14 protein-coding genes are annotated in these 14,693 nt (G+C 59.2%); 11 read left to right on the forward strand and 3 right to left on the reverse strand.

The window, feature by feature from the left end; translation table 11 throughout:
- The first annotated feature begins 13 nt into the window (after positions 1–13).
- The 3 genes from AM571_RS28120 to AM571_RS28130 are packed head-to-tail and all read left to right on the forward strand — an operon-like array spanning position 14 to position 3,327.
- Positions 14–562, forward strand: a complete 549-nt coding sequence (locus tag AM571_RS28120; RefSeq protein WP_074064286.1) for a TRAP transporter small permease subunit — start codon at positions 14–16, stop codon at positions 560–562.
- 12 nt (positions 563–574) lie between these two features.
- Positions 575–2,152 carry a TRAP transporter large permease gene (locus AM571_RS28125; protein ID WP_074064287.1) on the forward strand — a complete coding sequence of 526 codons (1,578 nt, stop codon included), beginning with the start codon at positions 575–577 and terminating at the stop codon, positions 2,150–2,152.
- 59 nt (positions 2,153–2,211) lie between these two features.
- On the forward strand, positions 2,212–3,327 hold the full coding sequence (locus tag AM571_RS28130; protein ID WP_074064288.1) for a TRAP transporter substrate-binding protein: 1,116 nt from the start codon (positions 2,212–2,214) through the stop codon (positions 3,325–3,327).
- A gap of 214 nt (positions 3,328–3,541) precedes the next feature.
- Here AM571_RS28130 and AM571_RS28135 read toward each other — a convergent pair whose 3' ends face one another.
- The gene (locus AM571_RS28135) at positions 3,542–4,528 is read right to left on the reverse strand and encodes a sugar-binding protein (RefSeq protein WP_074064289.1); all 987 of its coding nucleotides are present in this window, start codon (positions 4,526–4,528) and stop codon (positions 3,542–3,544) included.
- Between the two features lie 48 nt (positions 4,529–4,576).
- Entirely contained in the window at positions 4,577–5,557 is a 981-nt protein-coding gene (locus AM571_RS28140; protein ID WP_074064290.1) for an NAD-dependent epimerase/dehydratase family protein, read from the reverse strand.
- Between the two features lie 256 nt (positions 5,558–5,813).
- On the opposite strand from AM571_RS28140, the gene AM571_RS28145 reads away from it, so the two are divergent.
- The gene (locus AM571_RS28145; RefSeq protein WP_237358653.1) at positions 5,814–6,554 is read left to right on the forward strand and encodes an ATP-binding cassette domain-containing protein; all 741 of its coding nucleotides are present in this window, start codon (positions 5,814–5,816) and stop codon (positions 6,552–6,554) included.
- A gap of 38 nt (positions 6,555–6,592) precedes the next feature.
- On the forward strand, positions 6,593–7,591 hold the full coding sequence (locus AM571_RS28150) for an ABC transporter permease (protein ID WP_074065621.1): 999 nt from the start codon (positions 6,593–6,595) through the stop codon (positions 7,589–7,591).
- A gap of 115 nt (positions 7,592–7,706) precedes the next feature.
- Here the strand turns inward: AM571_RS28150 and AM571_RS28155 are convergent, their stop codons facing one another.
- Positions 7,707–8,471, reverse strand: a complete 765-nt coding sequence (locus AM571_RS28155; RefSeq protein ID WP_081377230.1) for a metallophosphoesterase — start codon at positions 8,469–8,471, stop codon at positions 7,707–7,709.
- A 297-nt stretch (positions 8,472–8,768) separates the two neighbouring features.
- Between AM571_RS28155 and AM571_RS28160 the strand changes: the two genes are divergently transcribed.
- From AM571_RS28160 to AM571_RS28185, 6 genes are all read left to right on the forward strand, one after another.
- Positions 8,769–9,674, forward strand: coding sequence for a S1C family serine protease (locus AM571_RS28160; protein WP_074065622.1), 906 nt, complete (start codon positions 8,769–8,771; stop codon positions 9,672–9,674).
- A gap of 111 nt (positions 9,675–9,785) precedes the next feature.
- The gene (locus AM571_RS28165) at positions 9,786–10,844 is read left to right on the forward strand and encodes a LacI family DNA-binding transcriptional regulator (RefSeq protein ID WP_074064292.1); all 1,059 of its coding nucleotides are present in this window, start codon (positions 9,786–9,788) and stop codon (positions 10,842–10,844) included.
- A gap of 4 nt (positions 10,845–10,848) precedes the next feature.
- Positions 10,849–11,805, forward strand: coding sequence for a substrate-binding domain-containing protein (locus tag AM571_RS28170; RefSeq protein ID WP_074064293.1), 957 nt, complete (start codon positions 10,849–10,851; stop codon positions 11,803–11,805).
- Positions 11,802–12,614 carry an ATP-binding cassette domain-containing protein gene (locus AM571_RS28175; RefSeq protein WP_074064294.1) on the forward strand — a complete coding sequence of 271 codons (813 nt, stop codon included), beginning with the start codon at positions 11,802–11,804 and terminating at the stop codon, positions 12,612–12,614. The genes AM571_RS28170 and AM571_RS28175 overlap by 4 nt, the downstream gene beginning before the upstream one ends.
- Positions 12,611–13,615 (forward strand): ABC transporter permease, encoded by a 1,005-nt coding sequence (locus AM571_RS28180; protein ID WP_074064295.1) that lies wholly within the window; start codon positions 12,611–12,613, stop codon positions 13,613–13,615. The genes AM571_RS28175 and AM571_RS28180 overlap by 4 nt, the downstream gene beginning before the upstream one ends.
- Positions 13,616–13,618: 3 nt before the next feature.
- Positions 13,619–14,686, forward strand: a complete 1,068-nt coding sequence (locus AM571_RS28185) for a phosphotriesterase family protein (protein WP_074064296.1) — start codon at positions 13,619–13,621, stop codon at positions 14,684–14,686.
- The last annotated feature ends 7 nt before the right edge of the window (positions 14,687–14,693 follow it).

The following is a 14,693-nucleotide window of genomic DNA, read 5'->3' on the forward strand; positions in this document are numbered from 1 at the left end:
GGAGGATTACATCATGGCTGGCTTGCTGTCGCTGTCGCGCGTCATTGACGCGATCAATATCTTTTTGGGTAAATCCGTTTCATGGTTGTTGCTGGCAGCAGTGCTGATCAGCGCGATCAACGCGACCATCCGCAAACTGTTCAACTTGAGTTCGAACGCCTGGCTCGAAGCTCAGTGGTACTTGTTTTCGGCCGTATTTCTCATCGCCGCAGCATGGACGCTTTTAAGTAGCGAACATGTCAAGGTCGACCTTGTCTACGGTCAGTTGCCGCGACGCGCGCAGCTTTGGATCGAAATCCTCGGCACGATCTTCTTTCTCTTGCCGTTCTGTCTGATCACGATTTACCTGTCCTGGCCGATCGTCGTATCGAAATTCGTCAGCGGCGAAATATCGAACAATACCGGCGGCCTGCTCCTGTGGCCCGTATGGGCACTTATTCCTGCCGGCTTCGGCTTGCTGGCACTCCAGGGCATTTCGGAACTCATCAAACGCATCGCGATCCTGAAGGGCGATCTTCCGGATGCGATCGCGCTTGCCGACGCTGAAGCACAAACTCTCTAGGCAGGAAAATCCATGTTTGCTTTCTTTGCGGAAAATCTCGCGCCCATCATGTTCCTGTCGCTGATCGTCGTGCTTTTGCTCGGCTATCCCGTGGCGTTTGCACTGGCCTTCGTCGGCTTTGTGTTCGGTTTCGTCGGCATCGAGATGGGCCTGCTGCCGATCAACCTGTTCGGGGCAATCCCCGACCGCATCTTCGGACAGATGTCCAATGAGACGCTGCTTGCAATTCCGTTCTTCACGTTCATGGGACTGATCCTCGAGCGAAGCGGTATGGCGGAGGATTTGTTGGACACGATCGGACAACTGTTCGGGCCTGTGCGCGGCGGCCTTGCCTTCGCTGTGATCTTTGTCGGCGCCATCCTTGCTGCGACGACCGGCGTCGTTGCCGCCTCCGTCATCTCTATGGGTCTGATCTCGCTGCCGATCATGCTTCGCTACGGTTATGATCGCCGCGTTGCCGCCGGCACCATCGCCGCGTCGGGGACGCTTGCGCAGATCATTCCGCCAAGCCTCGTCCTGATTATTCTGGCAGATCAGCTCGGTCGGTCGGTCGGCGACATGTACAAGGGCGCTCTCGTGCCAGGCCTTCTGCTGGTGGCAGTCTATTCGGCCTACATCATCGTAATGTCCATTCTTCGGCCCGCCAGCGTTCCCGCGCTACCGGCAGAAGCGCGTTTGCTGCGAGGCTGGAAGCTCGCCGGAAGAGTTGTGACATCGCTCGTGCCGCCCCTGGTGCTGATCTTCCTGGTGCTCGGAACGATTTTCATTGGTCTTGCGACCCCCACCGAAGGTGGCGCGATGGGTGCCGTCGGTGCCCTGATCCTTGCCGCATTCAATCGTCGCCTCGATCTCAAAATGATCAAGGCGGCGCTGTATTCGACGGCGAAGCTCTCGTCTTTCGTGATCTTCATCCTGTTGGGTGCACGCGTCTTTTCGCTGACCTTTTATGGCGTCAACGGCCACGTTTGGGTCGAGCATCTGATGACGTCGATCCCGGGCGGTGAAATCGGCTTTCTGATTGTCGCCAACCTGCTGGTCTTCTTCCTAGCCTTCTTCCTCGATTATTTCGAGCTCGCCTTCATCATCATTCCGCTGCTCGCGCCTGTTGCCGACAGCCTTGGTATCGACCTGATCTGGTTTGGCGTGATGCTGGCGATCAACATGCAGACCTCGTTCATGCACCCGCCATTCGGTTTCTCGCTGTTTTATCTGCGGTCTGTCGCGCCGAGCCGGGCTTATAAGGACCGAATTTCGGGCGCGACCATCCAGCCGGTCACCTCGGGGCAGATCTATATGGGCGCCTTGCCGTTCCTGGGGATCCAGCTTGCGATGGTCATTGTCGTCATCGCGTTCCCCCAGCTCGTCACCCACTACAAGGCCGGCCAGGTCACCGTCGATCCGTCGACCATCCAATTGAACGTCCCGATGCCGGATGCTGGCGCAGAAAATCCATTCGGCACGCCTGCCCAACCGTTCGGCGCTCCTGAACCGTCAGACGGTGCGCCGGCCGCACCTGGTTTTGGAGCACCCGCGCCCAATTTTGGATCGCCGACGCCAAGCTTTGGCGCGCCCTCCGAACCCGGCAAGTAACGTAGCAGCCATCAGCGCTTTGCCAAGTGCTGCAAATCCCATCAACAGAGGAGGATATGATGACAGATCAACTGAGCCGCCGTAATTTTCTGACCAGGGGAGCGCTCGGTGGCGCTGCCACGGTGGCAGGAGCAGCGCTGGCGGCCCCGGCCGTGGCGCAGGAACTGCCGACGATCAAGTGGCGCTTGACGTCCGGCTTCCCGAACAATCTCGATACGATCTATGGCGGGGCGGTGGTCATGGCCGATGCCCTTTCCAAGATCACGGAGGGTAAATTTCAGATCCAGGTCTTTCAAGCCGGCGAGATAGTTCCCGGCCCGCAGGCGATCGATGCGGTCCAGGCAAATACCGTCGAAATCGCCCATACCTGCGGATATTACTTTACCGGCAAGAATCCGACTTTTGCCATCGGTTCAACGATCCCCTTCGGTCTCAATGCCCGCCAGCAAAACGCCTGGCTCTATCACGGCGGCGGCAACGAGCTCTATGACGAGTTTCTTTCTGAATACGGCATCATCGGCAAGCCCGGCGGTGGCACGGGCGCCCAGATGGGTGGCTGGTTCCGCAAGGAGATCAACAGCACTGCAGACCTCAACGGCGTCAAGATGCGTATTGCCGGTGTCGCCGGCCAGGTGATGTCGCGTCTCGGTGTCGTTCCGCAACAGCTGCCCGGCGGCGATATCTATCCGGCGCTCGAACGCGGTACGATCGACGCAGCCGAATGGGTTGGACCCTACGATGACGAGCGCCTCGGCTTCTACCAGATCGCCCCCTATTACTATTATCCCGCATATTGGGAAGGTGGTCTGACCATCCACTTCTTCATCAACAAGGCGCAGTATGAAGGCTTGCCGGACGCTTACAAGGCAGCGCTCGACACCGCCTGCAAGGCGGCCAATGTCAACATGCAGGCGCTTTATGACGTCAAGAACACCAAGGCGATCCGATCGCTGGTCGGCAAGGGGGTGAAACTTCGTCCGCTTCCGCGTGACGTCATGGATGCGGCCTATAAGGCGACGTTTGAACTCTATGGCGAGTACAGTGCCAAGTATCCGGCCTGGGCGAAGATCTATCCGGCCTGGAAGAAATTTCGCGACGAATCCTTCGAGTGGTTCCGTGTCGCCGAATACAGCTACGACAGCTACATGTACGCCGCACAGGCCGCCGGCAAGTGACACTCAGGCGGCTGGAGATCTGGCCAGCCGCTTTTCTCACCGTTACTGCAGCGTTTGCAGGGGCCTTTAACCGCGCTGCGGGATCGTTTATGACCCCAGCAAGGACGAGGTCAAAAGGTGCCTTAATGACGAGAGATGTCAGCCAGGCCCTGTCATCGTGTGATGGTCGGGAGCCCCGGAGCGCCCAGTGGCCTTGGACGCTCCGGCCCAGGCGTTATTTCTGGATGCAGGTGTCGACTGTGTCCTTGGTGCATTCGTCGAGCCCGGTAAACACCGGATCCTCGACCGGCTTTCCGGCGATCAGGTCCATCATCACGGAGGGTGCCTTATAGCCCATTTCGAAGGGACGCTGGCCGACCAGAGCGGTGACAAGGCCCTCCTTGGCTATCGCCACTTCGTCGCCGATCGTGTCGGCGGCGCCGATGACGAACTCGTTCTTGGCGATCTTGTCGGCCATTGGCTTGAACAGGTCGCGGTAGGGCTGGGGAGCGCCGAAGAGCGGCCAGCCGCCCATGATGCCGAAGCCGGCAAGGTCGGGATTGGCGGCGAGGATGTCAGTCATCGCCTGCACGCCCTTGGCGCCGTCGTCATTGGTGAACACCGGGCAGCCGGCGACCTCGGTCCAGCCGCCTTCGCCCTTGAGCTCGCTCAGCCCTTCCTTGCCCGACAGCGAATCGCGCCAGCCCTGTGCGCGGCGCAGAATGTTGTCGGCGCCGGGATTACCCTGGATCGAGCAGACCTTGCCGCCATCCGGTTTAGCCTCTTTCATGTAGTCGCCTATGCGCTTGCCCATGAGATAGTTGTCAGTGCCCAGATAGGTCTTCCGCAAAGCAGCGTCTTCCTGGGCGAGGTCGGCGTCGAGCGTCATTACCGGAACGCTCGGATTGGCTGTTTTGAGCGTCTGGGCGATTAGCTTGGCATTCGACGGCGAGATGGCAATCGCAGCCGTGTCGGCCTTGCCTAGCATGTCCTGGACGATCTGGGCCTCGCCGGCTTCATCGGATGTCGATGCCGGGCCCGTGTAGAAGCACTCATATTCCGAGTCCGGATTTTCCTTGTTCCATTTCTGGCAACCCTGGTTGATCGCTTCGAAGAACGGGTTGTCGAGACCTTTGACGACGATCACGAGCTGCTTCTTGGCAAGCGCCGGGCCGGCGGTGAGTGCCAAGGCTGTGAATGCAAGTAACAATGCCTTCCTCATGGTTTCCTCCCTTGAAACAGACGGGCGCGACGCGACCGCCATACCAAATCAACCCGGGTACCAGACAATGCGACGGTCATCGTGCGAACGCTCGTATTGCCAGGCCGAGTCGATAAGCCTTTCCAGATCATAGCTGGGCTGCCAATCCAGCAGGTATCTGGCCTTGCTGTTATCCATCCAATTCGAGTGGTACTGGCTTGGGATGTCGACAGCCCCAAGATTTCGCGTCTGCGCCAGATAGGCTGCGACCTCGCCATAGTCGACCGGCCGGTCCATACAGATATTGAACAGCTGGCGTTTTGCCCGTGGATTGTCGATAGCTGCCAGAATTGCCGATACGAGATCATCCACATGCACGAAATTACGCTTCAGCGGGCGTCCGTTGGCGTCGCGCAGCAGCGGCACTGTGCCAGCTTCCGCATAACGCCTCGCATCGTCTTGCGGGACCAGCGTCTTCCAGTCGGGTCCGCCGAAAACATCATCGCCGAAGGACAGCGTATATTTGAAATCATCCTTCTCCATGATCCACGGTGCGCGAAGGCAGCAGCTGTTGAGGCCGTACTGGATAGCGAACTGTTCAAGCATTACCTCCTCGAGAACTTTGGAAAGCGCGTAACTGCCAGGATAAGCGCGATGCGGCGTATCCTCGGTGATCGGTCCGTCGTGGCGATAGTAGAAATGGCCGATACCGGCATCACCGCCGATGAGGATGAACTGCTGTGCGGTAGCGCTCGTCCGAAAGGCTTCGAGTAGCCAGAAAAGACCCTTGACCGTGACGTCCATGACGGCGGAAGGCGTTTCCTTGCAGGTGGCAAGATGCAGAACGTGGGTAACATCTTTCATTGCGGCTGCCGCGACATGCTGGTCGGCGATCGAGCCCTTTGTGACTTCGATACGGCTGGTCTCAGGAAGCAAACGATTATGGCACAGCGCGCGGATGCGTGCTTTCGTAAATCTCGGATCGTCAAGCAGCCCAGCAATGAAGCGCCGCCCGACCTTGCCCGTCGCACCGGTGACAAGGATCAGCATGCTCTCTCTCCCACTAACAGCTAATATCCGCTCGCTTCGCCCGTCAACGAGTATTTGTCATACAAAACAGATTTTTGTGATGTCAGCTTGATTCGTCGGACAATTGATTGACGCTTTCGCAAGGTTTTGCGTAAATGCGGTGGAATCGCTTTGCTGGGAGGACATCGGCAAGGCGAGATTGCGGGCATCCATCCCTTCGACGACATCTGAGGGGCAATTGGGGCAAGCCTGCAGGTTTTGGGAGGTCAGCAGGCTGGTGGCGGTTCTCGAACTCACCAACATTTCCAAACATTTCGGTGCCATCCAGGCAGTCAACGACGTTTCGCTTTCGCTTCAGGCGGGGCAGGTCGTCGGTCTCATGGGCGATAACGGCGCTGGAAAATCGACACTGGTCAAGATGATTGCCGGCAACTTCCGGCCGAGCGAGGGCACCATACGCCTCGATGGCGCGGAAATCGTCATGCACCGGCCGGTGGAGGCGCGCCAGCACGGCATCGAGATCGTTCACCAGGATCTGGCGCTCTGCAATAATCTCACGGCAGCGGCGAACGTGTTCCTCGGGCGCGAGCTGCGGCGCGGCATCGGTCCACTGAAAGTCCTGGACTACAAGACCATGTATAGGCGTGCCGGCGAAATTTTCAGGGAGCTGAAGTCGGAGACGCGTCCCCGGGACCTCGTAAGGCAGATGTCAGGCGGCCAGCGGCAGGCGGTGGCGATTGCGCGCACGATGCTTTCGGAGGCAAAGATCGTGCTGATGGACGAGCCGACTGCGGCAATTTCCGTTCGCCAGGTGGCGGAGGTCCTCAATCTGATCCGCCAACTGCGAGATCGCGGCATTGCCGTTGTCCTGATCAGCCATCGCATGCCGGACGTCTTTACGGTTGCCGACCGCGTCATTGTCTTGCGGCGAGGCAGAAAAGTTGCCGACAAGCCGATTGAGGCAAGTTCGCCAGAGGAAGTCACAGGGCTTATCACCGGCGCGATCGAACAGGTGTGAACGCGCTGCTTGGATAGTGGAAAAAATGAAGGTCGATGATGGCTGTTACTCTTGACCAGACAATTGCACAGAAGCAGCGGAACTGGATTGCATCAGTCGTGGGCGGGCAGACCTTCTGGGTCCTGATCGCAGTCATCCTCGCCTGTCTTTTCCTGTCTGCGGCAACCGACTCCTTCGCCACGGCGAAGAACCTCTACAACATCACCCGCAACGTCACTTTCGTTGCGATCATTGCGCTCGGCATGACGCTGGTCATCATCACCGGCGGAATCGACCTGTCCGTTGGGTCGGTGCTCTGCCTTTGCAGTATGGTCCTGGCGGTGGTGATGCATGCCGGCTACAGCATCGAAGTCGGTATTGCCGCGTCGATCGGCACCGCCCTAATAATCGGGGCCTTCAACGGGCTTTTGATCGCCTATCTCGACTTCCCGCCGTTCGTCGTGACACTCGGCATGCTGTCGATCGCGCGCAGTCTTGCAATGGTCGCATCTAACAATACCGTGGTCTTCCAATTCGGACCGGATCACGACACGCTCCTGGCACTCGGCGGCGGCGCGTGGTTTCTCGGCATCGCCAACCCGGTGCTCTACATGATCATTCTGGCCCTGCTGACCGGTTTCGTGCTGCGCTGGACGAGGTTCGGGCGCTATGTTTTTGCGATCGGCGGCAATGAGCATGCCGCAACGTTGACCGGCGTTCCCGTACGCAGGATCAAGGTGGCAGTTTATATGATATCCGCCCTATCGGCGGGGATTGCCGGCATTGTTCAAACCGGCTGGCTGGGCGCCGTCACCACCAATATAGGTGCCGGAATGGAGCTTCAGGTCATCGCCGCCGCCGTCATTGGTGGCGCCAATCTGGCAGGCGGCGTCGGTACCGCTCTCGGCGCGTTGGTCGGAGCTGCGCTGATCGAAGTGATCCGCAACAGTCTCGGCCTGCTCGGCATCAACGCTTTCTGGCAGGGGACCTTCATTGGGGGCGCCATCGTGCTTGCCGTGCTTTTCGACAGGATCCGCAACTTCCGGCAAAGCGAATAATGGTCTTGCTTGAGCCTGGGCCTTGGATGTCTTGTTCTCGTTCCCGGATTGCCGGCAGAGGGGTGCAAACCGCTCAATCGCGCCTTCTGCGCGGAGTAAAGCGTGAAATGGTGGGCTAATCGGAGTGGGAGACATACAGAAAGCGCGGCTCACTATTGCCAGCAATAACGACGGCCGACAGGCGTCCCGTGCGATACGCCCCTGTATCGATCGCTATTCGGTTCGAATGGACCTCCGGAAGTTCCGATTCCGTTATTGTATGGCCATGCACCACGACCTTTTCGAGCGGGTCTGAGACATCGAGAAAGCGTTCGCGTATTTCGCGAAGATCCCGCTCGTCCTGGTGGGCAAGAGGTTTCTTCGGGTCGATCCCGGCGTGAACGAGGCAGTAGCCATTCACGATGACCATATCTGCGGCTCGATTGAGCAGTGCCAGATGATGGGAATAGCGGGGAAGCAGCAGGTCCGGCAGCTCTCCTGCCCAGCCCGGCATGCGGTGACTGTACGATCGAAGGGTCGACTTTCCGCCCATGCCTGACAGCCAATGATCGAGCGCCGGATCGCCGAGGTGGTTGTTCAATGCCTCGCGAAACAGGTAGTCGTGATTTCCGAGAATGAAGTGCGATCCCTCACGTTCTTGAAGCGTCGCATGGACGATTTCCATCGCTCGCCGGCTGTCGGGCCCTCTGTCGACGATGTCGCCGAGGAATACGACCCGCGGCTTCGCATCACATCTGTGGGCATCGTCGTCAATGGTCGCTAACAGAAGCTCGAGCAGGCTGGCCATCCCATGAACATCGCCAATGGCATAAACGGGCGAGACACAGAACTGGCTAACTCGACGATTTTCATTTGGCATACTCAGACGCGGTACAAGCATCACTCTGTGTTCATCTGAGGTGATGCAGCTCTGCTGGCAAGGGATGGAGCCCGGCAAGTGCCTGTTGTGGTGTATGAAACGTCAATCCTGTTTTCGATACGTCGCATCGAAAAACAGTTTCATATCGGTGCTCGGTTGATCCGTTTTCTCTTCGACTTTCGCATCGACGTGAAAGCAGATTCGGCTCTTCCGGCTTGTGCTGCACTGTGACCAGCCATATTTTAGAGGAATGCCGGGCGCCGCAGGAAAGCGGTGACGCTTTCGCGTGCGTGGAGCTTGCTCATCAGGAACGAAAGCATGAACATCGACAGGATTTTGCGGTCCGTTGTGGCCGTCCGTTCTTCAATTCCGGAAGATGCCTTCACGGCGATGACCCTCGGTACCCAAAGAGAGGGAAGCGGCGTGGTGATCGGTGAAAACGGGCTGGTGGTCACAATCGGCTATCTGATCACCGAGGCCGAGGAAGTGTGGCTGACGCGCAATGATGGCTATGTCGTTCCTGCGCATGCCCTTGCCTATGATCAGGAAACCGGCTTCGGCCTGGTGCAGGCGCTCGGGCCGCTTTACGTTCCCGCATTAGATCTTGGGGATGCAATTGCAGCGAAGGTCGGCGATCCGGTTATGCTTGCTGACGGCATCGGTCAGTTTGTGCAGGCTGCGATTGTCGCCAAGCAGGAATTCGCCGGTTACTGGGAATATCTGCTCGAAGAGGCGATTTTCATCGCGCCGGCTCACCCTTCCTGGGGAGGTGCGGCACTCATCGGCTCCGACGGCAAACTTCTCGGCATTGGCTCGCTGCGCCTGCAAATGAGCCAAAGGGGACAGGCCGCCGACATCAACATGGTTGTACCGATCAACCTGCTGCCACCCATTCTTGATGATCTGCTCACGCGCGGCCAAGTGAATAAGCCGCCGCGTCCCTGGCTCGGGGCCTTTTCTGCCGAAAGCAATGGCGACGTGGTGGTCATGAGCGTGGCTGAAGGGGGCCCGGCGGCTCAAGCGGGCTTGCGTGAGGGAGATATCATCTCGGAGATAAGGGATGGAGAGGTCGCCGGTCTTGCCGACTTTTACCGCAAGCTATGGAGGAGCGGTCCCGCCGGTGTGGAAATCCCAATGAGGATATTGCGCGATGGTCGTGAAGCTTGGCTGCGTGTCAAGTCGGCCGACCGCAACAGCTTTCTTCGAAAGCCGCAGCTGCAGTAATGAAGCTTTGCGATTGTTTGGCCGTAGATAACCGGGTCGACAGTCCGCTTGACTCAAAAAGGGATCGGTGAACTAAATGGTAAATCGGTTTACTAAAGCGGTTTACAAGCGATGGGAAACGAGCGTGTCACCAGTCTGAAGGATGTCGCCGGTGCTGCCGGCGTTTCCGTGACGACAGTCTCGCGGCTGCTGAACGGCTCGCTCGAGCTTCCCCACGAGACGAAGAAGAGGATCGAGGATGCGATCCGTGATCTCAATTATCAGCCCAATCCGCATGCCCGGCGCCTAAGCCGCGGGCGCTCGGATACGATCGGTCTCGTGGTGCCCGACATCGCCAATCCGTTCTTCGCAACCCTTGTGGCGGCGGTGGAGGAGGAGGCGGATCGCCGCGGGCTTGCCGTCTCGCTGTATGCGACGCTGAACCGCTCCGGTCGCGAGGTCGCCTATCTTCAGCTGATAGAACGCAACCACGTCGATGGATTGATCTTCGTTACAAATCATCCCGATGACGGGCAACTGGGGGCGCTCATCAACCGCACCGGCAAGGTCGTCGTCGTCGACGAAGACGTTCCGGACGCGCTGGCACCGAAGCTCTTCTGCGACAATGACAGGGGTGGCTATCTTGCGGGAACGCATCTTGCGCAAATGGGGCATCGCCGCGTCCTATTCATCGGTGGACCCGAACGGATGATCAGCGCACAGCGACGGTTCCAGGGGCTGGAAAGGGCAATGCACGAACTGTGGGGTGCTGATGCTGTGTTGCTCAACTATAAGGGCGAATACACCGTCGCCTTCGGGCGCGAAGCTGCCAAGCGCTTCATAGCCGATGGCATGCCTGCGAGCGCGATCTTCGCGAGTTCGGATGAAATCGCCATCGGCCTTATTGAAGTCTTGCGCAGCCAAGGCATTTCGATTCCTCAGGACGTCTCGATCGTTGGTTTCGACGACGTCGGGCCGCTGCATCTTTTTGCGCCGCCGGTAACGGCCGTCCGCCAGCCCGTTCGGCAGATCGGCCAGCGCGCGCTGTCGTTGCTTCTTGAAACAAACTGGCAGGAGCGTGCCCCATGCGCTGTGGAAGAGCTCCTGCCGGTCGAGATCGTCGTGCGGAGTTCCGTTGCGCCGCCGGCGAATCCGAAAATCGCAATGGGCAAAAAAACAACCAGAGGATGAGAACATGACTTGCACTATCAAACGCAGAACATTGACAGCCGCTCTCGGCTTCACCGCATTGGCCACCGCCTCGCTCGCAGGCTTCGGCGCCAGTGCACAGGAAAAGACCTTTGCGCTGGTACAGATCAACCAGCAGGCATTGTTTTTCAACCAGATGAACGAGGGCGCCCAGAAGGCGGCCGATGCAGCAGGCGTAAAGCTGGTGATCTTCAATGCCAACAACGATCCGGCTGCCCAAAACAGTGCAATCGAAACCTACATTCAGCAAAAAGTCGCCGGTCTTGCAGTCGTTGCCATCGATGTCAACGGCATCATGCCGGCCGTCAAGCAGGCGGCAGATGCCGGTATCCCTGTGGTCGCGATCGATGCAATCCTGCCTGAAGGGCCCCAAAAGGCCCAGATCGGCGTCGACAACGCCAAGGCCGGCGCTGATATGGGCAGGTTCTTTCTCGACTATGTCAAGGCGAACATGGACGGAAAGGCAAAGGTCGGTGTCGTCGGTGCGCTGAATTCGTTCATCCAGAACGTCCGCCAGCAGGGCTTTGAAAAGACGCTCGAGGGTGTCTCCGGCATCGAGAAGGCCGGGGTCGTCGATGGTCAGAACATTCAGGACAATGCGCTTGCCGCCGCCGAGAACCTGATCACCGGCAATCCGGATATGACGGCCGTCTATGCGACCGGCGAGCCGGCGCTGATGGGAGCGATCGCCGCTGTCGAAAGCCAGGGTAAGCAGGATGCCATAAAGGTGTTCGGTTGGGACCTCACTGCCCAGGCGATCGCCGGCATCGACGCCGGCTACGTCGCAGCCGTGATACAGCAGGATCCAGCCGCCATGGGTGCTGCGGCCGTCGACGCGCTGAAGAAGGTCTCGGATGGCGGTTCAGTCGACAAGAACATCGCAGTTCCCGTGACGATCGTCACCAAGGAGAATGTGGAACCATACAGGGCCGTTTTCAAATGATCGGGCACGGACAGCACCCAAGCGCTGTCTCCGGAACCGGGGGAGCCCTGCTTCCCCGGCAATCCGGGGTGGCGGCAATAAGGCCGCGCATATCGCTCCGCGATATCCGCAAGACCTTCGGCTCGCACCAGGCATTGCGAGGCGTCGACCTCGACCTTTTCCCCGGGGAATGCCTCGGCCTTGTAGGCGACAACGCGGCAGGCAAGTCAACGCTTACTAAAATTATCTCCGGCACCTATATTCCCGACGCTGGGACGATCTCGATCGATGGAGAAGAGGTGCGGTTTTCCGGTCCGGCCGAGGCGCGCTCGCGCAATATAGAGATGGTCTTCCAGGACCTGAGCCTCTGCGATCATATCGATGTGGTCGGCAATCTCTTTCTTGGCCGCGAAATCACCAAGGGACCTTTCCTCGATCGTGCGACCATGCTTGCCGAGGCGCGTAAGATGCTCGATGCGCTGGAAATTCGCATCCCGCGGCTGACTGCAAAGGTCGAAAAGCTTTCCGGTGGCCAGCGCCAGGCCATCGCAATTGCTCGGGCCGCCTCCTTCAGTCCCAAGGTTCTGATCATGGACGAGCCGACATCGGCACTTGCCGTTGCCGAGGTGGAAGCCGTGCTCTCGCTGATCAACCGCGTCAAGGCGAAGGGCGTTTGCGTCGTCCTTATCACCCATCGCCTGCAGGACCTCTTCCGGGTCTGCGACAGGATTGCCGTCATGTACGAAGGCACCAAAGTCGCCGAGCGCGAGATCGGCAAGACCGATCTGGAGGATCTCGTGAAGCTCATCGTCGGAGGAGAGCGGCCGTGACCGTCTATACCGAACGTGCCAAGGGCTCGCCGCTTGCCGACTTCTTTGCCGAGCATGCGCAGGTCCTGTCGATCGCCTTTTTCTTCCTCGCCTGCGTGGCCTTCTTTGCAGTCACGACCGATACATTCATGACCCTTGGAAATCTTCTGAATGTCGTGCGCCAGGCAGCACCGATTCTTGTTGTGGCCGTCGCGATGACCCTGGTTATCGTCACCGGCGGTATCGATCTGTCGGTCGGGTCGCAGGTGGCGCTCGTCAACGCCGTGGCGGCGATCATTCTTGCCATGGGGTACCCCTGGCCGATCGTTGTCGTGGGGATGCTGGCCTTCGGAGCGCTGCTGGGCATGGCGCAGGGCTGGTTCATTGCCTATCAGGGTATACCGGCCTTCATCGTCACGCTGGCGGGACTTTCGATCCTGCGCGGCCTGGCGCTTTATCTGACGCAAGGCTATTCGATCCCGATCAGGGACGTGCCGGGCTTCTTCTGGCTGGGACGCGGCCAGTTTATCGGCTTGCCGGTCCCTGCGTTGATCGCCATTTTCGTCGCCGCCATCGGCTATGTCGTGATCTCCTCGACCAAATATGGACGGCAGGTCGTGGCCGTCGGCTCCAACATGGAAGCGGCACGCCGCGTCGGCATGCCGGCGCAATGGATCATTGCCTCGGTCTATCTCGTTTCCGGCGTGGCCTCGGCGCTGGCCGGGCTGTTGATCGCGGCGCGTCTTGGCTCCGGCTCGTCAAACGCAGCCGTCGGTTTCGAACTGCAGGTCGTCGCGGCCGTGGTTCTCGGCGGCACGTCGCTGATGGGTGGCCGCGGCACGATCCTCGGCACGGTGCTCGGAACGCTGACCATCGCGGTAATCGGCAATGGGCTCATCCTCATGCACGTCTCACCGTTCTTCACCCAGATCGTGACTGGTGCCATCATCCTCCTGGCGATCTGGCTCAATACCCGCATCTTCACCACCAGTTTTCGTTTCGGCGGCAAGAAGAAGGGCTGAGTGATGGCAGGCGAGCTTTCCGAAGGCCATGTCCGATCCGGCAAGGTCATGACCGTTGCCGGCCCGGTCCGGGCTGACGCACTGGGCGTTACGCTGATGCACGAGCACGTCCTCAACGACTGCAGTTGCTGGTGGCATCCGCCAAAGACGCCGGAGCGGCAATATCTTGCCGAAGGGTTCGTTTGCATGGAGATTCTCGGTGAGCTGCGCCAGGACCCGTTCGTCAACAAGCACAACATAGCGCTGGACGACGAGCCGCTGGCGATCGCCGAACTTGAGGATTTCGTGAAGGAAGGCGGCAGGACGGTCGTCGAGCCGACGTGTCAGGGCATCGGCCGCCGCCCCCTGGCTCTGCGGCGCATCGCCAAGGCAACGGGACTCAATATCGTGATGGGTGCGGGCTATTACCTTGCCTCGTCGCATCCGGCCAAGGTTGCTGGCATGAGTGCTGCAGAGATTGCCGACGAGATCGTCTGCGAGGCTCTTGAGGGTGCTCAAGGCACGGATGTGAAGATCGGTCTGATCGGCGAGATTGGCGTCTCTTCCGACTTCACCGCGCAGGAGGAAAAGTCGCTACGCGGTGCAACCCAAGCCCACCGCCGCACAGGGTTGCCGCTGATGGTCCATCTGCCCGGCTGGTGCCGGCTCGGCCACAAGGTGCTCGACATCGTGGCCGAGGAGGGAGGCGATCTGCGCCACACCGTGCTCTGCCACATGAATCCCTCGCATGACGATCTCGGCTATCAGGGCGAGATCGCTTCGCGCGGTGCGTTTATCGAATACGACATGATCGGCATGGATTTCTTCTATGCCGATCAGCAGGTGCAATGCCCGAGCGACGAGGAGGCTGCACGCGCCATCGTCAAGCTCGTCGAGATGGGACACGCCGGGCGTATCCTGCTGTCGCATGACGTATTCCTGAAGATGATGCTGACGAAGTACGGCGGCAACGGCTATGCCTACGTGCTCAGGCATTTCCTCCCGCGCCTCAAACGCCACGGCCTCAATGACCGGGTCATCGGCCAAATGATGCGCGACAATCCGCGGTCGGTCTTCCAGGCTTGTGCCTGACACCATC

The sequence above is a fragment of the Rhizobium etli 8C-3 genome, assembly GCF_001908375.1.
GTDB classification, from domain to species: Bacteria; Pseudomonadota; Alphaproteobacteria; order Rhizobiales; family Rhizobiaceae; genus Rhizobium; species Rhizobium etli_B.